Annotated in this window: 16 protein-coding genes and 3 tRNA genes; 9 read left to right on the forward strand and 10 right to left on the reverse strand. The window is 71.8% G+C overall.

What is annotated here, in order from left to right:
• Positions 1–251 precede the first annotated feature (251 nt).
• Entirely contained in the window at positions 252–4457 is a 4206-nt protein-coding gene (locus tag O7610_RS02385; RefSeq protein WP_289212534.1) for an NACHT and WD repeat domain-containing protein, read from the forward strand.
• A gap of 37 nt (positions 4458–4494) precedes the next feature.
• Here the strand turns inward: O7610_RS02385 and bsaP are convergent, their stop codons facing one another.
• Both bsaP and bioB read right to left on the reverse strand, forming a co-directional pair.
• Entirely contained in the window at positions 4495–4683 is a 189-nt protein-coding gene (bsaP, locus tag O7610_RS02390) for a biotin synthase auxiliary protein BsaP (RefSeq protein ID WP_281554118.1), read from the reverse strand.
• Between the two features lie 10 nt (positions 4684–4693).
• A complete protein-coding gene (bioB, locus tag O7610_RS02395) occupies positions 4694–5689 on the reverse strand; it encodes a biotin synthase BioB (RefSeq protein WP_289212535.1) in 996 nt (331 codons plus the stop codon).
• A 41-nt stretch (positions 5690–5730) separates the two neighbouring features.
• Here bioB and O7610_RS02400 point away from each other — a divergent pair, with 41 nt between their 5' ends.
• Positions 5731–6870 carry an 8-amino-7-oxononanoate synthase gene (locus O7610_RS02400; protein WP_289212536.1) on the forward strand — a complete coding sequence of 380 codons (1140 nt, stop codon included), beginning with the start codon at positions 5731–5733 and terminating at the stop codon, positions 6868–6870.
• A complete protein-coding gene (bioD, locus tag O7610_RS02405; protein ID WP_281554121.1) occupies positions 6858–7592 on the forward strand; it encodes a dethiobiotin synthase in 735 nt (244 codons plus the stop codon). The genes O7610_RS02400 and bioD overlap by 13 nt, the downstream gene beginning before the upstream one ends.
• A gap of 55 nt (positions 7593–7647) precedes the next feature.
• Here the strand turns inward: bioD and O7610_RS02410 are convergent, their stop codons facing one another.
• Entirely contained in the window at positions 7648–8832 is a 1185-nt protein-coding gene (locus O7610_RS02410; protein WP_289212537.1) for a cytochrome P450, read from the reverse strand.
• A 4-nt stretch (positions 8833–8836) separates the two neighbouring features.
• Positions 8837–9544, reverse strand: coding sequence for a class I SAM-dependent methyltransferase (locus tag O7610_RS02415; protein ID WP_502959074.1), 708 nt, complete (start codon positions 9542–9544; stop codon positions 8837–8839).
• A 166-nt stretch (positions 9545–9710) separates the two neighbouring features.
• On the opposite strand from O7610_RS02415, the gene O7610_RS02420 reads away from it, so the two are divergent.
• Together O7610_RS02420 and O7610_RS02425 are read left to right on the forward strand one after the other, a co-directional pair.
• Positions 9711–10661 carry a hypothetical protein gene (locus O7610_RS02420; protein ID WP_289212538.1) on the forward strand — a complete coding sequence of 317 codons (951 nt, stop codon included), beginning with the start codon at positions 9711–9713 and terminating at the stop codon, positions 10659–10661.
• A gap of 263 nt (positions 10662–10924) precedes the next feature.
• Positions 10925–11761, forward strand: a complete 837-nt coding sequence (locus O7610_RS02425) for a DUF6807 domain-containing protein (RefSeq protein ID WP_289212539.1) — start codon at positions 10925–10927, stop codon at positions 11759–11761.
• A 42-nt stretch (positions 11762–11803) separates the two neighbouring features.
• Here O7610_RS02425 and O7610_RS02430 read toward each other — a convergent pair whose 3' ends face one another.
• Positions 11804–12406: a TetR/AcrR family transcriptional regulator gene (locus tag O7610_RS02430; RefSeq protein ID WP_289212540.1), complete on the reverse strand. Its 603-nt coding sequence runs from the start codon at positions 12404–12406 to the stop codon at positions 11804–11806.
• A gap of 255 nt (positions 12407–12661) precedes the next feature.
• On the opposite strand from O7610_RS02430, the gene O7610_RS02435 reads away from it, so the two are divergent.
• The 3 genes from O7610_RS02435 (at position 12662) to O7610_RS02445 (ending at position 12926) form a co-directional block, all read left to right on the forward strand.
• A tRNA-Gly gene (locus O7610_RS02435) sits at positions 12662–12734 on the forward strand.
• A 35-nt stretch (positions 12735–12769) separates the two neighbouring features.
• Positions 12770–12840: transfer RNA gene (locus O7610_RS02440), tRNA-Cys, on the forward strand.
• A gap of 11 nt (positions 12841–12851) precedes the next feature.
• Positions 12852–12926, forward strand: a tRNA-Val gene (locus O7610_RS02445).
• A gap of 301 nt (positions 12927–13227) precedes the next feature.
• Here the strand turns inward: O7610_RS02445 and O7610_RS02450 are convergent.
• From O7610_RS02450 to O7610_RS02460, 3 genes are all read right to left on the reverse strand, one after another.
• Positions 13228–14466: a helix-turn-helix domain-containing protein gene (locus tag O7610_RS02450; RefSeq protein ID WP_289212541.1), complete on the reverse strand. Its 1239-nt coding sequence runs from the start codon at positions 14464–14466 to the stop codon at positions 13228–13230.
• The gene (locus O7610_RS02455) at positions 14463–14606 is read right to left on the reverse strand and encodes a hypothetical protein (protein WP_281551641.1); all 144 of its coding nucleotides are present in this window, start codon (positions 14604–14606) and stop codon (positions 14463–14465) included. Before O7610_RS02455 ends, O7610_RS02450 begins: the two co-directional genes overlap by 4 nt.
• A gap of 139 nt (positions 14607–14745) precedes the next feature.
• Complete coding sequence (locus O7610_RS02460; protein ID WP_289212542.1) at positions 14746–15930, reverse strand: helix-turn-helix domain-containing protein; 1185 nt, start codon at positions 15928–15930, stop codon at positions 14746–14748.
• A 252-nt stretch (positions 15931–16182) separates the two neighbouring features.
• Here O7610_RS02460 and O7610_RS02465 point away from each other — a divergent pair, with 252 nt between their 5' ends.
• The gene (locus O7610_RS02465) at positions 16183–17595 is read left to right on the forward strand and encodes a RelA/SpoT-related domain-containing protein (RefSeq protein WP_289212543.1); all 1413 of its coding nucleotides are present in this window, start codon (positions 16183–16185) and stop codon (positions 17593–17595) included.
• A gap of 76 nt (positions 17596–17671) precedes the next feature.
• Here the strand turns inward: O7610_RS02465 and O7610_RS02470 are convergent, their stop codons facing one another.
• Both O7610_RS02470 and O7610_RS02475 read right to left on the reverse strand, forming a co-directional pair.
• Positions 17672–18349: a response regulator gene (locus tag O7610_RS02470; protein ID WP_289212544.1), complete on the reverse strand. Its 678-nt coding sequence runs from the start codon at positions 18347–18349 to the stop codon at positions 17672–17674.
• Complete coding sequence (locus tag O7610_RS02475; RefSeq protein ID WP_289212545.1) at positions 18346–19428, reverse strand: sensor histidine kinase; 1083 nt, start codon at positions 19426–19428, stop codon at positions 18346–18348. The genes O7610_RS02470 and O7610_RS02475 overlap by 4 nt, the downstream gene beginning before the upstream one ends.
• Positions 19429–19523 lie beyond the last annotated feature (95 nt).

The raw sequence follows: 19523 nt of genomic DNA on the forward strand, positions 1-19523 counted from the left end.
GTCCCCTTCGACAGGTCTGGCCCGCCCCACCCGCGCCGACGCCGGTTGGGCCGAGCTTCACCCCCTACTCTCTTGCTAGGAGTAGCCGTCTAGATACCCGTCATCATGGATATCTAGTTGACGTTATGGTGCCGCCCGGGTGCATGGCGCGGCGGGCGATGGCCGGCGGCTGCCGCGCTGCGGCGCGTCTTCGCCGCCTGCGGGTGCGCCTGCTGTTCACTGTGTAACGACGCATGGTGAGGAGGACGGGCATGGTCGATCAGGACGGTGCCGCTGCGGACGATGCCGCCGGCTCCGATGGGGCCGCCGGCTCGGGCGATGCCGGACGGGCCGGCGACGCCACCACACGGGCCCGCCGCGGCGTACGTGACTGGGTCCGCGCCGCCGCACGGCGTTCCGGGGCACGACTGAGCGACGCCACCCCGTACGGCATCCTCGCCTTCCTCACCGCCTCGGCGCTGGCGCCGATCGCCGCCGGAATCGGCTCCGGCGGGCTGCTCGCCGCAGCTGTCGAACAACTCGGCCAGATCGGCGGTGGCTACCTGTCCGATGTGTTGGTCGACACCGCCGACCGGATGCGCGGCCGGCGGGCCACCGAGGCGCAGTGGCGCGAGGCGCTGGCCGAGGAACTGCTGGCCCGGCTCGCCGACGAAGGGGAACAGTCCCGGGCGATCCGCGCCGAACTCGGTGAGCTGCTGCGGGGCATCGACGCGGTCGAGGTGGCGCTGGCCGCCGCGGCCGAGACCGACGCGCAGCTGCGCGACGACCTCGCCGCCACCTTCCATGCCCTCGGCCACGACGTCGGCGCGCTGCGGTGGATGCTGACCGACGTCCACCGCGTGCTCGGCGAGGTCCGCCGCGAACTGGCGAAACGCAGCCATGAGCAGCGCGTCGAGATGGACCGGGTACGCCGGCAACTGCTCACCGTCACCCAGCTGAGCAGCCGGGTGCAGGCACCCGCCGAACCGCAGACCGACCCGGATCGGCCAGAGCCCGGCTCGGCCGCGACCGACGACCCGGTGTGCCCGTTTCCCGGCCTGGCCGCCTTCGAACCGGAGGACGCGCCCTGGTTCCACGGCCGGCAGGAGCAGACCTCGCAGGTGCTCAGCCGCCTCGCCGAGCAGGCGGTGGGCGGTCCACCGCTGATCGTCACCGGCGTGTCCGGGGTCGGCAAGTCGTCGGTACTGCGCGCCGGGGTGCTGCCAGCGATCGCCGCCGGTGCGCTCGGCCCGGCGGACCGGTGGCCGTGGCTGCTGATGACCCCAGGCGCCCGGCCGCTGGACGAGCTCGTCGACCGTACGCTCGTCGCCGCCGGAGCGGACGCCGCGGACCTGCCGGCGTCGCGCGTGCACGCGGCCCCGGAGCTGTTCGGTGCGCTCGCCGCCCGGGCCGCGCCCGCCGACGGTCGGCTGGTGATCGTGGTGGACCAGTTCGAGGAGCTGTTCACCGAGTGCGCCGACCCGGCCCACCGGCTGGCCTTCGTGACCGCGCTGGGCGCCGCCGCGCCGGCCGTCGTTGTGATCGCGGTCCGCGCCGACTTCTATGCCGACTGCGCCGAGCTGCCGCCGCTGGCGCATGCATTGGCCGCCGGGCATCTGGTCCTCGGTCGGATGGACGCCGATCAACTGCGTCGCGCGGTGACCGAGCCGGCGTCGCGGGCCGGCCTGGAGATCGAACCCGGGCTGGTCGAGCTGTTGCTCACCGACCTGAACGCGACGGCACCGGCCGGCTACGACCCAGGGGCGCTGCCGCTGCTCGGTCACGCCCTGCGGGCGACTTGGCAGCGGCGCGACGGGCGGCGGCTGACCGTGGCCGGCTACCGGGCCACCGGCGGGATCCGCCGCGCCGTCGCCGAGTCGGCCGAGCGGATCCACCTCGACCTGGATCCCGCCGGCCGCGCCGCGCTGCGGACCGCGATGCTGCGCCTGGTCACCGTCACCGACACCGGGGCGGTGGCCCGCCGTCGGGGCGCCAGCCGGCTGTTCGACGCCGACCTGCTGGCCCGGCTGGTACGGGCCAGGCTGGTCACCGTCGCCGCCGACACCGTCGAAATCAGCCACGAGGCGCTGCTGACCAACTGGCCGCGCCTGGACAGCTGGCTCGCCGAGGCCCGGGACGAACTGATCCGGCGGCAGCGGCTGACCGTCGCCGCCGAGGACTGGCAGACCGCCGGCCGCGACCCCGACCTGCTGTTGCGCGGCACCCGGCTGGCGCTGGTGCGTGACCAGGTCGACCGCAACGACTTGTCCGCGCCGGAGGTCGACTTCCTGGCCGCGAGCGTGGCCGCCGCCGAGGCCGCCGAACTGGCCCGGCTGCGCGGGATACGGCGGCTGCGCCGGCTGACCGTGTCACTCGCGGCGGCGTTGCTGCTCGCCGTCGCCGGCGGGCTGGTCGCGGTGAACCGGCAGGTCGCAGCCGAGGACCAACGCCGGCAGGCGATCTCCCGACAACTGGCCGCCGAGTCGCAGATCGCCGCGGCCGCCGACAACGACTTGCTCGCCGTCGGCAGGGCGCTCGACGCCTGGGACCAGGCACCCACTGTCGAGGCGTACGGTGCGCTGCTGTCGGCGCAGGCATCGGGGACGATCGGGCCGCTGGGCACCGCGCCCGGCGGGCTGTCCGCCGCCGTCAGCCCGGACGGCACGGCGGTGGCGGTGGGACACCAGGACGGTCTGGTCCGGCTCTGGGACGTCGCCACCCTGCGCCAGCGCGACGTCGAGCTGCGGCACGCCACCGACGTCGGTGTGGTGGCACTGGCCTTCTCACCGGACGGCCGGTTCCTCGCCTCCGGCTCGTTCAGCCGGGACGGTGTCCGGATCTGGGACGTGTCGACCGGTCAGCTGCGGCACACCCTGCCGGCGGTCGGCGCGCTCGGCTGGCTGCCCACCGGCGCCACGGTCGTTGCCGGTCGACTCGGCACCGACCTGTCGCCCGAGTTGCAGGTCGGCGGCTGGTCGGCGACCACTGGCGACCTGCAGTGGTCGCTGCCGACCGGGATGCTCGGCTACGACCTGACCGTCAACGCCGACGGTACGCTGTTGGCCGTCGCCAACCCCACCGACGGTGACGTCCAGGTCTGGCAGTTGACCGACCAGACCCTGATCCGCAGCCTGCCCGCCGCCCAACAGGTGGCCTTCGGCCCGGACGACGCGCTGGTGACCAGCGGACCCGACGGGGCTTTGAACAGCTGGTCGGTGTCGTCCGGCGAGCGCACCGCCCTGCCGGCCGGGCCGTTTCGCGCTGCGGTGCCGCTCGCCGTCACCCCGGACGGTTCGCTGCTGACCACCGGCGGGTGGCGTACCGGTCGGATCGACAGCTGGGCGTTGACCACCGGGGTGGTCTCCTCGGCCCACACCGGCTACGTCGGCCGGGTCGTCGCCGACGTGGCGGTGGCCGCCGACGGCCGGACCGTGGCCGTCACCGGACCGGACGCCCCGACCGTGCTGTTCCGGCGCACCGGGGTGCTGCTGCGGCATCCGCAGTCGGTCCAGTTCGTCGCGGTCGACCCGGCGGCGGACCGGGTCGTCACCGCCGCTGGCGACGACGTGGTGCGGATCTGGGACCTGGGCACCCGCGCCGTGCGGGCCACCGTCCGCGCGTCGGACACCGTCACCGGGGTCGCGGTCGCCGGTGACGGCACGTTCGCGGTCAGCACCACCGGCAGCGGCGTACTGCGCTACACCGTCGCCGGTGAACTGGTCGGGCACGACACCGCCGCCGGGCGGGACGGCTGGACGACCAGACATCCGGCGTACTCGCCGGACGGAGGGCTGCTCGCCGTCGCCGTGCTCGACCCGGCCGGCGAGGACGGCGGGGTGCTGGTCTGGCGGCTCGACCGGGACGCCGAACCGACATTCCTACCGACCGGTGGCGCGGTGAGTGCACTGGGCTTCAGCGCCGACGGGACCACCCTGTTGGCGACCGCCAACCACGGTGTGGTGAGCGGCGACGAGACGGTGGTGCGGACCGAGCTGAGATCCTGGCACACCGCCGACCTGTCCGGCAGGGACCGGGCAGTAATCGCGGACCTTCAGCTGACCGACCTCGCGGTCCGTCCGGACGGACACCTGGTCGCGGTGGCCCGCAGCAATGGTCAGGTAGAGCTGCGCACCGTCGCCGGACTGGACCTGGTCGGCACAGTGGACACTCCGACCACCAGGCTGTCCGCGGTGGCCTTCAGCCCGGACGGCGAGCGGCTGGTCACCACCGCCGTCAGCGACGACCTGGTCCGGGTGTGGCAGGTCGACAGCGGGGAGCTGACAGCGGTGCTCGTCGGGCACGTCGACAACGTCAACGCGATCGCGTTCACCCGCGACGGCCTGCTGCTCAGCGGCTCGACCGACACCTCGGCCCAGGTGTGGGACCTCGACCCGGACCGGGTCGCGGCCCGGCTCTGCGCCGTGGCGACGCCAGCGTCCCGTGCGGTCGGCGACGAGCCGCCGCGTCGGTGTCGATGACCGGCCCGGTTGCCGCCGACCAGCACCGCCGGGCCGGTCAGGTCGGCCGGACCTCGCCGTGCTCGACGCACCGCGCCGACCAACCGGCCGGCAGCACCTGCACCTTCATCCGCCGTCGGCACCTGGTACAGAAGCGGGGCGGCTCCCAGGCCCGCGCCGCGGCGCAGCCGTCGTGGTTGCCGGTGCTGGTCCCGGCACCGCACCGGTCGCACCAGATCGCCTGCACGCCCGGCCGCTCAGATCGTCGCCGACAGCGCCTTGACCGGCATCTTCAGGTCGTCCAACAGTGCCAGGTCCTCCGTCGCCGGGCGCCCCAGAGTGGTCAGATAGTTGCCGACAATCACCGCGTTGATGCCGCCGAGTAGCCCGTCCCGGGTGCCCAGGTCACCGAGAGTGATCTCCCGGCCGCCGGCGTACCGCAGGATGGTTCGTGGCATCGCCAGTCGGAAGCCGGCGATGGCGCGCAACGCGTCCCGGGCCTCGACCACCGGACGGTCACCCAGCGGCGTGCCGGGCCGCGGGTTGAGGAAGTTCAGCGGCACCTCGTGCGGGTCCAACGCGGCCAGTTGCGCGGCGAACTCGGCCCGCTGCTCGATCGTCTCGCCCAGCCCGAGGATGCCGCCACAGCACACCTCCATGCCGGAGTCGCGCACCATCCGCAGCGTCTCCCACCGCTCCTCGAAACTGTGCGTCGTCACCACGTTCGGGAAGTAGGAGCGGCAGGTCTCCAGGTTGTGGTTGTACCGGTGCACCCCCATGTCGACCAGATCGTCGACCTGCTCCTGTGTGAGCATCCCGAGTGATGCAGCGACCTGGATGTCCACCTCGGCCCTGATCGCGGCGACGCCGTCGCGCATCTGGCGCATCAGCCGGGCGTCCGGCCCCCGCACCGCCGCCACGATGCAGAACTCGGTGGCCCCGGTCGCCGCCGTCTGCTTCGCCGCCTCGACCAGTGACGGGATGTCCAGCCACACCGCCCGTACCGGTGAAGCGAACAGGCCGGACTGGGAGCAGAAGTGGCAGTCCTCCGGACAGCCGCCGGTCTTGAGCGAGACGATGCCCTCCACCTCGACCTCCGGCCCGCACCAGCGCATCCGCACCTCGTGGGCGAGTTGCAGCGCAGCCGGAACCTGCTCGTCGGGCAGCCGTAGCACGGCGAGGACCCCGGCCTCGTCCAGGCCGACGCCACGCTCCAGGACTTGGGCGCGGGCTAGATCGAGGATGTCGGACATGGTCGTACCCTACAAGGCGGCGTAGACGACGAGGGGGACCCGTGGCGGACTGGTTGGACGGCCTACGGCGGCGGGCCGAGCTGCGGGCCAAAGCCGGGCTGACCCGCGAGCTGCGCCCCCGTACCGCCGACGACCCGCTGACCGACCTGGCCGGCAACGACTACCTCGGGCTGGCCGCCCACGCCGAGGTGGTCGCGGCGGCGGCGGACGCCCTGCAGCGGTACGGCCTCGGCGCCACCGGCTCACGGCTGGTCCGTGGCTCCACCGACGCGCACGCCGCCCTGGAGACCGACCTGGCCGACTGGCTCGGCACCGACCGGGCGCTGGTCTTCTCCTCCGGCTACCTGGCCAACCTCGGCGCGGTCCGGGCACTGGTCCGGCCCCGTACCCTGCTGGTCTGCGACGCGCACAACCACGCCTCGCTGATCGACGGCGGCCGGCTCGCCGGCGCGCAGACCGAGGTCGTCGCGCACGCCGACCCGGCCGCGGTGGACGCGGTGCTGACCGCCCACGCCGGGCGGCCGGCGGTGGTCGTCACCGAGTCGGTCTTCTCCGTCGACGGCGACCTGGCGCCGCTGGCCGCGATGCACGCGGTCGTCCGCCGGCACGGTGCGCTGCTGCTGGTCGACGACGCGCACGCGCTCGGTGTCATCGGGCCGGCCGGTGCCGGCGGCGGCGCCGCCGCCGGGCTCGCCGGCCAACCCGACGTGGTGGTCACCGCCACCCTGTCCAAGGCGCTCGGCGGGGCCGGGGGAGTGCTGGCCGGGCCGCAGCCGCTGATCCGGCACGTGATCGACACCGGGCGTACCTTCATCTTCGACACCGCGCTCGCCCCGGCGGTCGCCGCCGGGGCGCACGCCGCACTGACGCTGGCCCGCGACGGGGCGCGGCTACGGGCCGAGCTGACCGCCCGGGTCGCCGCCGCCGTGGACCGGTTCGCCGGTGCCGGTCTCGACGTCGGCGGGCCACCGGCCGGCGGGGTGGTGTCGATCGGCGCGCCCGGGCCGGAGACCGCGCTCGCCTGGGCCCGGGACTGCCGCGACCGGGGGGTCGCGGTCGGCTGCTTCCGGCCACCGTCCACCCCCGACCAGCGGGCCCGGCTGCGGATCACCGTCAACGCCGGGATCCCCCGGGCCGACTTCGACCGGGCGCTCGACGTGATCGTGGAGTGCGCGCCGTGACCGGCTGGCGCGGCGCGGTGGTCGTCACCGGCACCGACACCGGTGTCGGCAAGACCGTGGTGACCGCGGCGATCGCCGCCGCCGCCCAGGCTGCCGGCCTGCGGGTGGCGATGGTCAAACCAGGTCAGACCGGCACGGCGACCGGCGAGCCGTCGGACGCCGACGTGGTGACCCGGCTGGCCGACCCGGCCACCGTACGCACCATCGCCAGCTATCCCGAACCGCTGGCCCCGCTGGCCGCCGCCCGGGTCGCCGCGGCCGAGCCGCTGGAGCTGTACGCGGCCGTCGACGCGGTACGCGAGGAGGCCGACAAGCACGACCTGGTGCTCGTCGAAGGGGCCGGCGGGCTGCTGGTGCCGATGGGGCTGCGCCCCTCCGGCGAGCCGTGGACCATCGCCGACCTGGCGGTGTCGCTGGGCGCGCCGGCGGTGGTGGTGTCCCGGGCCGGGCTCGGCACCCTCAACCACACCGCGTTGACCTTGGAGGCGCTGGACCGCCGGGCGGTCCCCGCCGGCGTGGTGCTGGGCGCCTGGCCGGCCGAGCCCGAACTGGTGCACTGGGCGAACCTGAGCGAACTGGTGCCGACCATGGTCGGCGCGGTGCCCGACGGCGCCGGCACCCTCGAACCGGGGGTGTTCCGCCGATCCGCGCCCGGCTGGCTGACCCCGGCGCTGTACGGCGTACTGGACGACTGGCGGGCGTGGGCCGACGAGACCAGCTGACCACCCCGGGCCAGGGCCGGATGGTCAGCCGTCAGCGGGCCGGGGCAGGTCAGCGTCAGCCGGCCGGGGCGGTGTCCGGCGGCGGCCGCCGGATCACCAGCGCGTCCGGCATCCGAAACGACAGGTTGTCCGGTGACCACGGCGCCCGGACCACCTCGGCACCGGTGAGCAGCGGCACCGCCTGGCCGACCACCACCGCCGTCTCCATCCTGGCCAGCTGCGCCCCCACACAGCGGTGCGCCCCGGCACCGAAGGCCAGATGCCGGCGGGAACCCGGCTGACCGGGGACGAACCGGTCGGTCCGCGCCACCACGGCCGGATCCCGGCCGGCCGCGGCCAGCCAGAGCACGATGCTCGACCCGGCGGGCACCGGCTCGTCCGCCACCGTCGTGTCGAGCGCCGCCCGCCGCCGCCAGGTGACGATCGGCGGCACCAGGCGCAGCCCCTCCTCGACCACGTCGTCGACGTCGACCGAGCCGTCGGCGAGCCCGGCGAGCACCGCCGGCTCACCGGTCAGCCGGTGCAACAGCAGCGTCAGGAACTGCGAAGTGGTCTCCTGTCCGGCGACCAGCAGGAAGAACAGCGCCCCGACCACCGAGTCGGCGGACTGCCCGGCGTCGCGCAGCGACTTCGCCAGCCCGCCGCCGGTCGCCGCGAAGTCGCGCAGCACGGTGTGGAACCGGCCCACCGTGTGGGCCAGCTCGTGCTGCCGGTCGGCGTCCACCGGAGCCCAGAACAGCTCCAGCGCGGCGCGGGCGAACCGCTTCACCGTGTCGGTCGCGGCCGGGGGCAACTGCACCAGCCGGGACAGCACCAGCAGCGGCAGGTCGGCGGCCAGCCCGGCGTACAGGTCGACCCGGCCGCCCCGGGCCAGCGTCGCCGCCAGCCCGGCCACCCGCTCGCGGACCAGCCCGGCCAGCCAGTCCCGCTGGGCGGCGACCCGGGTCGGGTGCAGCGCCTCGGCGACCACCGCCCGGATCGCCGGGTGACTCGCGGTGCCGTTGTTCGCCAGCGTCGGCGGCAGCCGGAACCCGTACGAGGCCAGCACCCGCAACGCGGCGACCGGCACCGGCGTGACCGCGTCCAGGGCGTTGTCCGGCCGGAAGGTCACCGGATCGGCGAGCACCTGACGGACCAGGGCGTGCCGGGTCACCAACAGATGCGGGGCACCGGTGTGGTCGGCGACCCGGACCACCGGCGGCCACCGGTCGTCGACCCTCTCCCAGTTGCGGAACAGCACCCGGTCACGCTAGCGCCCGCGCCGGCCGGCGCACGGGCGGGCGCAGCTGCCAGACCCGGGTACGCCGGACCCGCACGCTCTCCAACGCCGGCGGCACCGGCACCTGGTAGTCGGCCAGCTCGGTGAACCGCTCCCGGGGCAGGTACGCCCGGTCCGGGTCACCGACCAGCACCCGGGCCCCGTCGGCGGCGGCGCCCAGCAGGAAGCGCAGCATCCGCGCGGCCATCGCCTCGCTGTAGAACACGTCACCGGCCAGCACCACCTGCGCGTCGCCGTGGTCGCCGTCGAGCAGGTCGGCGACGGTGACGTCCAGCCGTACCCGGTTCGCGGCGGCGTTGAGCCCGGCGGCGGCGCCGGCCACCGGATCCACGTCGACCGCGCGTACCGTCGCAGCCGCTGCCCTGGCCGCCGCGATCGCGACCAACCCGGAGCCGCAGGCCAGATCCAGCACCCGCAGGCCGGCGACGGTCTGCGGGTGGTCCAGCAGGAACCGGGCCAACGCCTGACCGCCGGCCCAGGGGAACGCCCAGAACGGCGGCGGTTGTTCGCTGCGGAACTCACCCTCGGTCAGCTCCCACAGGCCGATCGGCTCGGCCGCCTGGTAGAGCCGCAGCTCCGGCACGTGGGCCACCGGGGCGAGCCGGGCATGGGCGCGGACGAAGGTCGACAGCTCGGCGCTCGACGGTTCGGCGCTCGACAGATCAGTGGTCACCATTCGGATTGTGCCCGGCCGGCCCGGCGAGTGCCGGTCGCGGCCAGCGGTTACCGGTTCACCACAGGTGGTGAATTAACCCGTTTCAGTTCGCACTGGGTGAGAAGAACGGACCCTGTCCGGTCCACGGGTACGGCCGTACCGTGGCCAGTGGACACGGCGACGGATGCCGGGTGGCAACCCGGAGAAGGTGGTGAGCTGGGTGGGGCGAATCGCGGCCCGGGTCGGGGTCGGGCTGGCCGCAGCGGCCGGACTGGTGCTGACCGCGGCGACACCGGCGTTCGCCCAGGGCGGCTACCGGGCGCAGGTCACCGAGTTGCCGGACGAGGCGGTCGCCGGTGCCGGGCCGGTCGAGATGACCGTGGTGGTCAGCCGGAACCTCGGCGGCGAGTGCGAAAAGGTCCGTTGGTCGTTGGTGCTGCGCTCGGACGGTGTCGGTCTCGACGAGATCCGGGCGGCCCGGGTCGAGCAGGGCGCGGCGTTCGCGGTCGACGTGCAGACCGATGGTGACGACGCGCGGCTGACCGATGTGCAGCTCGATCCCGGCATCCTCTGCGCCGACCGTACGGTCACCGCGCAGTACCAGTTCAGCTTCGCCGACGACGCCGAGGGCAAGGTGACCTTCACCGTCGAGGCGTACGACGAGAACACGCAACTGCTGGCCGACACCGCAGCGACGCTGCCGGTGGTCGGCGAGCCGGGTGGCTCGGATCCCGAGCCGTCCGAGCCGGCCGAGGAGCCGGTGGACAGCCAGCCCGGGGCTGCGGTGCCGGGCGGCGACGCGCCGGCCGGGGCCGGTGGTGGTGGCCCGCAGCCGGTGGACGCGATCCCGGCCGGCGACGCCTCCGGTATCCCGGTCGCCTGGTTCGTCGCCGGCGGCGCGATGGTCTTCGTCGGCTTCGGTCTGCTACTGCGGGTCCGGGCCCGGCTGATGCGCGGCCTCGCCGACCCCGACGACGCGGTGCCGGCCGTCGCCGGTGCCGGGGCACCACCGTTCGGCGGTGCCGGTGCGGCACCGTTCAGCGGCTGGAGCCCTTCGAGCCGGTCCGGCCGGCCCGGTCGCTTCGGCTCAGGCCGGCAGCCCGACCCGGGCGGCCGCCGCCGACCCGGGCTTTGACGCCGCCCGCCGTGGGCAGATACGTCCGTAACCGGCGACCACCGGCAGCCCGCAGACGTCTGCGGTGAGCTGGCGGAGCAGTTCGTTCGTCGCGGGCCCCGGCGCCGACCAGATGCACAGCCGTACCGCCGGACGAGGTAGCCTGCCTTGGGCGGGTAAGCGCTTTCCGGGGCGGCTGCACCGTCGCCTCCGCCCCTGGCCGGCGTTCCCGGTCGCGGCGCGGCACCCCGTTTAGCAGACGGACACCGAGAGGCGGTACGTGCATGAGCGACACCGTGGTGCTGGAGGTGGCCGGACGTCCGGTCGCCGACTACGTCGTACGGCCCGAGGTCGATCCCCGCTACTCGCCACGTCCATACCTGCACCCGGTGCGGACCCTCGCCGGGGTGCCGGTCACCGACACCCTGCCCGAGGACCACCGCTGGCACCTGGGCGTCTCAGTGACCATGCAGGACGTCTCCGGGACCAACCTGTGGGGCGGCCGGACCTACGTCCGCGACGCCGGCTACACCTGGTTGGACGACCACGGACGGATCGTGCACGACAGCTGGCTCGACCGCGCACCGGACCGGTTCAGCCAGCGGCTGCGCTGGTGCGACCCGGCCGGCGCGACGCTGCTGACCGAGGAGCGGACGGTGACCGCCGCGACGGTCGACGGACACGGCTCGGCCTGGCGGTTCGGCATCGGTTACACGCTGACCGCGCCGACGGACCGGGACATCGCCCTGGGCAGCCCGGCGACCAACGGCCGACCCGGCGGGGCCGGCTACGGCGGCTTCTTCTGGCGGCTGGCCCCCGGCGTACCGCACGCGTTCACCGCTGCTGCCGAGGGTGAGCAGACGGTCAACGGCAGCACCGAACCGTGGGTGGCGTTGACCGGCCGGAGCGCCGGCGGCGATCCGTACACGTTGGTCTTCACCGGCCTCGGCGACGGTGACCACTGGTTCGTCCGGACAGGCGGCTACCCCGGCGTGTGTGTGGCGCTGGCGTTCGCCCAGCCACTGACCGTGCCGGCCGGCGGACGGATCGGCCGCCGGCACGAGGTGCTGGTCGTCGACGGCGAACTCGGCCGCCAGCAGGTCGTCGAGTTGCTGGGGTAGGCGTTCGGGCAGCGGCGTGAACCGCTTCGACGCGGCCGACGGTCAGGCGAGCTCTTCCGGCTTGCGACCGATCTCCCGCGCGACGGCCAGCCGGATCCACTCGGTGAGCTGTCGGCGGGAGACCACCCGGTCGTGCATCGCGGCCTGCACCGCCAGCCCGTCGATCAGTGCGTTGATCCGCCAGGCTGCTCCCTTCGGGTCCGGGCACTGGAAGGTGCCGTCGGCGCACCCGGTGGCGATCACCTTGATCAGTGCCTCCTTCCAGCGCAGGTCGAGGTTGCGGCACACCCGGTTCAAAGCGGGGGTACGCAGCGACTCCGACCAACCGTCGATCCACAGCGTCCACGCCTTGGACTTGCCGGTCGGGGCGTACAGCCGAATGATCTTCTTCAGTTTCTCCAGCGGCTCGGCGGTCGACCGGACGACCGTGTCGAGCCGGGCCAGGTCCTGCTCGGCGGCGTACGCGAACGCCTCGGCGAGCAGCCGGTCCTTGGTGGAGAAGTGGTAGAAGACCAGCGCCTGACTCACCCCGGCGGCTTCCGCCACGTCCGCGGTGCGGGTGTTGGCCAGGCCGCGCTCCACGATCACCTCACAGGCGGTACGCAGCAGCGAGTCAAGGCGTACTTCGGCCGAACGTCTTGTCACGGCGAACACGGTAACGCACTATCATCGATACGATGAGTTACCAGTCAATTTCCTGACTCAGGAAGTGGTCGGGATCGGGTAAGGCGAATCGATTTCACGGTGCCTGGAGGCTGGTGGCGAGATATGTGAATTTTGTCGGGTATCGTGCCTCGGGCGCGCCCGGCCACCCCCCGAGTTGGCACTCTCGCGACGGCTGGGCTAAAGTTTCCATCCGTTGGCAGGAACGCCCGAGGGCGGGAAGGCCAGCTGAGACAAGCGGACGTAGCGCAGTTGGTAGCGCATCACCTTGCCAAGGTGAGGGTCGCGGGTTCGAGTCCCGTCGTCCGCTCGGAGATGCCACCACAGCACGTCGGGGGCAACCTCGGTGGAGTGGCCGAGAGGCGAGGCAACGGCCTGCAAAGCCGTGTACACGGGTTCAAATCCCGTCTCCACCTCGTCACAACGAGGGCGATTGGCGCAGTGGGAGCGCGCTTCCTTGACACGGAAGAGGTCACTGGTTCAAACCCAGTATCGCCCACCAGCTGTACGAGCACGTCACAAGGCCCGTTACCGGTCATCCGGTAACGGGCCTGTTGCTGTCCCGGCCCCCACCGGGGAGCACTGGGGAACGGACCCGTTCCCCAGTGATGACAGCTTCCGTTGACCCGTGGTCCTGCTCCACGAGTTGGTGGGAAGTGCTGTCACGCCAAGGGTCGCGCCGGACACGGCTGCGGCGCTCGACGCCGCAGCGAACTGATGACCAACTCGGGCCTGACGTCGCTAGGCATTCGGCGGCCCATCAGGTGTCGTCATCTGTCCGCCAGAGACTACCCGCCGAGCGATCAGGCTGGCGGGGTGAGGCCGATGGTGGTGGCGAGGCGGGTCAGGTCGGGGGTGGGGCCGGCCCGTAGGAGTGTGGCGACGAGGGCGTGGGCGGTGGGTCGGGTGCGGGTTTCGGCGGGGGCGATCTGGTCGGCGGTGATGATGGCGCGGGCGGCGGCGGTGGGGTTGCCGGTGTCGAGGTGGGCGCGGGTGATGTCGATGAGGTGGGCGGCGCGGTGTTCGGTGGGTAGCTCCCGCCAGCCGTGACCGGCGGTGGCGTGCTGGTGGTGGGTGATGGCCTGGTGCGGGTTGCCGAGGGCGGCGGCGAGGTGGGCGCGGGCGAGTGCGACGGCGGTCGGCCCGAATGCGGTGGTGGTGTCGCTGTTGTCGGGGTGCCGCTGGTGGTGGCTGATGCTGGCGGCGAGTGTGTCGGCGTGGTCGGTGAGCTGGTGTGCGGTGGTGGGGTCGTTGCCGGTGGCGGCGGCGAGGGCGGCTTCGATGAGCAGGGTGCCGGCGAGGGCGTGGTCGTCGGGTGCCGGGTGGTCGGTCGTGGCCGGGTCGATCAGCGGTACGGCGGTGAGCGCGGCCTGCATGGCGAGGGTGCTGCGGTGCAGGGCGCGGAGTGCCTGGGCGAGCGGGATGGCGGCTGCGGCGGTGTGCCGGGGATGGTTGTTGGCGGTGGCGATGGCGCGGTCGGCGGCGAGCCAGGCGAGGTGGGGTTCGTCGAGTTTGGTCAGCAGGTGGGCGGTGAGTCGGTAGACCCGGGTGAGCAGGTACCCGGCGTCGGATCGTGCGTGGGCGGTGGTGGTGTGGCGGGTGTGGGTGAGCAGGTCGGGCAGCGTACGGAGTAGTTGCGGGTAGTGGGCGTGCTGGTATGCGGTCCAGGCGTACTGGATGCGGCGGTGCAGGTCCTCAGCGGTGGGTGATGGTCGGTCGGGGTTGGGGGTGTCGTAGCGGGCGAGGGCGGCGCGCAGGTGTTCGACGGCTGCCGTGGTGGTGTCGGTGGTGGGTTCGGGTCGGCTGGCCGTAGTGGGGCCGAGGATGACGTCGGGGGTGACGCCGAGGACGGCGGCGACGGTGTGCACGACGGAGATGCGGTCGAGGGCGCGGATGCCACGTTCGACCTTGTCCACCCAGGAGTGGGATTTGCCGATGCGGTCGGCGAAGACCTGTTGGGTGAGGCCGCGTCGGGCGCGGAGCTGGGCGATCCGCCGGCCGATGGGTAGTTCGGCGATGCGGTGGCGGCCGGGCGCGGTCATCGGTGCATGCTCCGGTGGATCTCCTCGGTGGTCGCGCCGCAGCGCGGGCACCACCGGGACTTGACGCGGAACGCGAACAGGCCGAGGAGGAAGCCGGGCATCAGGCCGGCGAAGACGATCGGTAGCAGTCTGGCGATCACGGGCACTCCGCTGTGATGAGCGGCGGCGGAAGACGAGGACTGCGATACCCCTGCCGCCTGGTCGGCTGGACATGCGGTTGCATGCACCACACAGGACGGTAGAAGCGGTCGGTAGTTGATCTATAACTGGTGGTTATGGCTACAGTCTGATGCCGAGTCGGCCGGCCAGCATGCGAAGCTCATCGGGAACCGCGCGACGCCGGGTACGGTGCGTGATCGCGACGACTGCCTCGCGGGCGAGTGGGTTCAATGCGAACGGCGCCGGCGCAGCCCGCTCGGCCTGGACGAACGCAGCCAACGCCTCGCCGTCGCGCCGCCCACTGGCGGACAACGCCCGGCCGAGGTCCAACCAGTAGGACTGGTGACGGATCGCGGCGACGAGAACGTGCGGTCGCACCGTACGGGACAGCTCGATGACCCGGCCGTGCTCGCCCATCTCGGCGGCGATCGACATCTCCCAGAGGCCGACGTTCGTCGGCCCGAAACCGCAGCCGTTGAAGCCCGCGCCATCGGCTGGATCCCCGAGGTCCGCCGCATCCCTTGCCGCCTCCGCCAGATGATCACGAGCGGTGTCTACCCGACCGGTGACAGCCGAGGTCAGCGCCGCCGAAAGGTGCAACTGGCCGAGCATTTGCCGTACCCGCTCATCGGCGGCGCCGGCCTGCACCTCGGCCAGCGACCGGTCGGCTGCCCGCGCTGCGAGCGCAGCGGACTCGATCGGCAGGCTCTGGGTGTACGCGAACCGCGCCGCACCGATCCAGGCCGGATCCTCGACGTCCTCGGCGGCCGCCACCGCGATCCGGGCGGCGTTCAACGCGAGATGCCGGTAGCCGAGATTCCGCAGACAGGTCGAGGTCAGATAGGCGACATGAGCGAGCGTGGCACCACCGACAGCGGCGGCTGCGCGCAGCAGACCGGGCAGCATCGGAGCCATCGCCGGATAGTTCGCGCCCGCCCTGAGCTGGTCACCACGGGCGATCCGCGCGGCAAGCTCGTCGGCGCTGCCGGCCGGAGGCTGCCGCTCGCCGTCCTCGATCTCGATCAGCGCCGACCAGATCTGCGGAACGCACGCCCCGGCCCGGTCCCGCGCGGGATCTCCCGGCTCGGTGCCCTGACCGAGCAGGTCGGCCACGGTCACCTGAAGAGCACTCGCGATGGCGACCAGGGTCGACCGCCGGTCAACGCTCTTTCTACCGGATTCCAACTGCGAGATGTACGGCTGGCTGACACCGGCCAGGCCCGCGAGAACACCTTGGCTCATCCCACCCCGACGCATCCGCCAGTACCGGATCCGGGAACCGACGCTGTCGGCCTTCTCAGGCATACTTCGCCAACCTCCTGGACGGCGGGCCAGCTACCGACCGTTGACCCGGCCGACGGGTGCACTGCCTCGACCGTACCCGCTCCGGAGATCTACGCACGTCCCCCGCCTGGCCCAGTAGCGCCTTGATGGGGTGCTCATGGCTAGGGTGGCGCCCCTCGCGACCTCCATCACCTCGAACCAGGACCGCAGTCCAGCCGATCCTCGACAAGGATCGCCGTCCAACTCGGACCAGCGCGCGGGTATCCTACCCGGGTGTCCGAGATCGAAGGCATTGAGCAGGTCCCTTCGTACCTGTGGCAGTACGCGCAGGATCAGGGTTTCCTTGCAGAGGCGGCTGGCGAGACGAAACGCTTCCTGGCGGAGTTGGCGTGGGACGCCAGCATCGACGTGCACCTGGTGGAGGCGCGCCCCAAAACCTTGGCCTCGTACACGGAGAAATCACAGAAAACGAAGGGCGACGGAACACCGAAGTACGCCGACCCCGCTGCTCAGATCCATGACTGCGTGGCGGCCCGCGTTATCGTCTACACTACCCGAGCCCGCAATGACTTGGCTAACCTGATTGTGAGCCGCTGCTCGTACCGTGAATGGCAGAATCCCGGTCACACGAAGCATAACGGATACGACAGCGAGCACATCGTCATTACCGGCATCAAGGACTCCGATGCGCAGCAGCGGTATTCGGCCCTTGTGAAGTTTCTCGAGAAGTATAAGGGTCTGGAGATTCAGGTGCGTAGCGTGGCGGGTCACGCTTGGGCAGAGTACGAGCACGACATCCGCTATAAGTCCGGTGCATACCAAGAGATGACGCCCAACGAAAAGGGGCGAGTGGATCGGTACTTCGTCGAGGCCGGCGGCATGCGTCGGTACATGGATAAGATCTTCGACGAGATCGAGGAGTTGCTCCGGCCGCAGGAGGTCAGCGATCTCGGACCGGCTGACGAGCCAGGGATCGGGGTGGACGAATCGTCGCCGGGGCCACTCAACCCGACCCCACTGGACCGAGCAACACTGGCGGAACTGGTTGCCGACCGATTCCCAGACGATGAACCAGGCGACCCGCTGTCACTCGCCGTTCTGCTTGAACAGTTGATCGCGCTGGACGTGACCACGATCGGCCAACTGGAAGCGGTGCTTTCCAACCTCGAAGAGGGCCAGGTCGCCAGGTTGATGGACTATCCGACCGAGACGACCCGGGTCCGGAAGTTGGACGACGAATTACTTGCCGTCTTCCTTGATCGCTACGTCGAGGTTGCTGAGGATGCCGACCGACGGCAACTGCTGCGCCTACGGCTCCGCCGTGTGCGTGGCCGGTTCACAATCTACTCTTTGGAGGAGCCCAACGGCACCCGGCGTCCTGTCGCCGCCGCGCGAGCGGTACGCGATCTGGTGAAGTTCGTTTCGGAGTATGCGGGCATCCAGGCAACGATCATCAGCGGTGCCGTCAGCGCGAACCAGGCCGATGTGACCCCCGGGTATTTTCCGAGGGAGGTACCAACATCCGCCGGCCCGGTGTATGTAGCTACGAATCTGACTCGCTCCCACGCCGAGTACCTGATGCGTAAGCTGGTCGCACGGGTTCCCGGCTCGGGACTGCGGGTCAAGCGGGCCGGCGACCTCCTCTGCGAGGCACCTCCGGAAATCGCAGAAGGGAATTCTGCTTGATGCATAGGCGTTGCCGGCGGCCCGGGGGCATGGACATCCTCGACCATGGCTGGGCTCAGCCGGCGCACCGCTGGCGTCAGCTGACCGGTGCCTGCGGCACCGGCTTGATCAGCCGCGCGGCGGTGGCCTTGCGGATCGCGTCGACCCGCGACACCGCGTGCAGCTTCGCGTAGATGTTCGTCAGGTGCCGTTTGACGGTGGCCTCCGTAATGCACAGCCGACCGGCGATCTGGGCGTTGCTCAGCGCTTCGGCGGTCAACCGCAGCACCTCCAACTCGCGTTCGGTCAACGGTGGCGTGGTGCGCGGTCGCTGCCGGTCGAGCCGTTCCACGGTCGCACGGGACACCGCCAGCAGGACGTTCTGCACGGGCCGGCGCACCACGGACCGGACGGCGGCGACGAGTTCGTCCCGCAGGATCGTCTTGAGCAGGTACGCGACTGCGCCGGCCGCCAGCAGTTCGGACACGAGGTCCGGGTCGTCGTGCATGGTCACCACGACGACCCGGGTCTGTGGGGCGGCCCGGCCGATCTGGCGGACGACGGCGGCGGCGCCGAGGCCCGGCATCTCCACGTCCAGCAGCAGGACGTCGGGTCGTAACCGGACGCACACGGCCACCGCCTCCGGCCCGGTCGACGCCTCGCCGACGACCGTGAATCCGGCATCGGTGCAGAGCATCTCGCGGATGCCGTCGCGCATCAGCGTGTGGTCGTCGGCGAGACAGACCCGGATCTGCGGCCGGTCCGGGGCGGTCAAAGCCCGCTCTCCATCAGCGGGACCCGTACCTCGATGCGGGTGCCCTTGCCTGGCTCGCTGACGACGGCGAGTCGGCCCCGTAGCAGCAGTGCCCGCTCCCGCATCGACGGTAGTCCGCCGCCGGCCCGGTCCGGGCCACCCGGGTCGAAGCCCTGTCCGTCGTCGGAGACCACGGCGCGCACCTCGGCGGCAGCTATGTCGACGGTGACGTCCAGCCGGCGCGGTGCGGCGTGGCGTAGCGCGTTGCGGACCGCCTCGCGCAGGATCAGGTAGAGCTCCTCGGTGGTGTCCGGCGGCAGGGCCTTGACATCGCCGGCGACGCGCAGCGAGGCCCGTACCGATGGTGGTGTCGTCACCTTCAGGTACTCGCGCAGCGCGCTCGCCAGGCCCTCCTCGCCGACGCAACGGCGCAGCTCAGCGGAGAGTTGCTGTACGGTACGCACCGCCTCGCCGAGGTACTCGACCGCGCTGTCGAGATTGGCCCGCGCACGCGCCTGGTCGTGTTCGGCGTAGTGCCGGTTCAGGTCCAGTCGGTGCAGCGTCAGGCTCATGCCGTGCAGCACCCGGTCGTGCAACTCCCGAGCTATCCGTCGCCGTTCCTCCTGCCGGGACTCCTGCAGCTTTGTCATCAGGAACGTCACGTAGGACAGGGATCCGACGGCGACCCGCTCCATGATCGCCTTATGGAACAGTTTGCTGATCCGGGTCGCGCTGATGCTGTCGGTGGGCGCGAATTCGCGACTGATGATTGGCAGGCCGACCTCGAACAACGTGATGGCGGCGCGTAGCGACTCCACCGGGTGGATGCCGTGCTCGGCCCGCTGCGCACCGATTTCGACACTGGACAGCCGAGCCTCACCCGTCAGTGCTATCCGGGAGGTGTCCGGCAGTCTGAGCTGAGCCGCCACGTCGTCGAGGACCGACGCGACCTGGCCGGCGAGCTGTTCGACGACCTCCGGCCGGCTGATCAACTGGTTGCCCTGCTGTCGCAGGGCCCTGGTGAACGCGCTGAAGACCTCGTCGAGGATCCCCGTGGTGTCCGGGCTTCGGGCCGCGTCCGCGTCACGCCCAGTTGTCAAGAGGCCTCCCCGCCGACTCCTGTCACGGAGACTTATGATAGCGCTCCCGACTGGAACATCCACCCCCTTACGGGATTTGAGTGTCGGGATTGGAT

It is taken from the genome of Solwaraspora sp. WMMA2065 (assembly GCF_030345075.1).
GTDB lineage: Bacteria > Actinomycetota > Actinomycetes > Mycobacteriales > Micromonosporaceae > Micromonospora_E.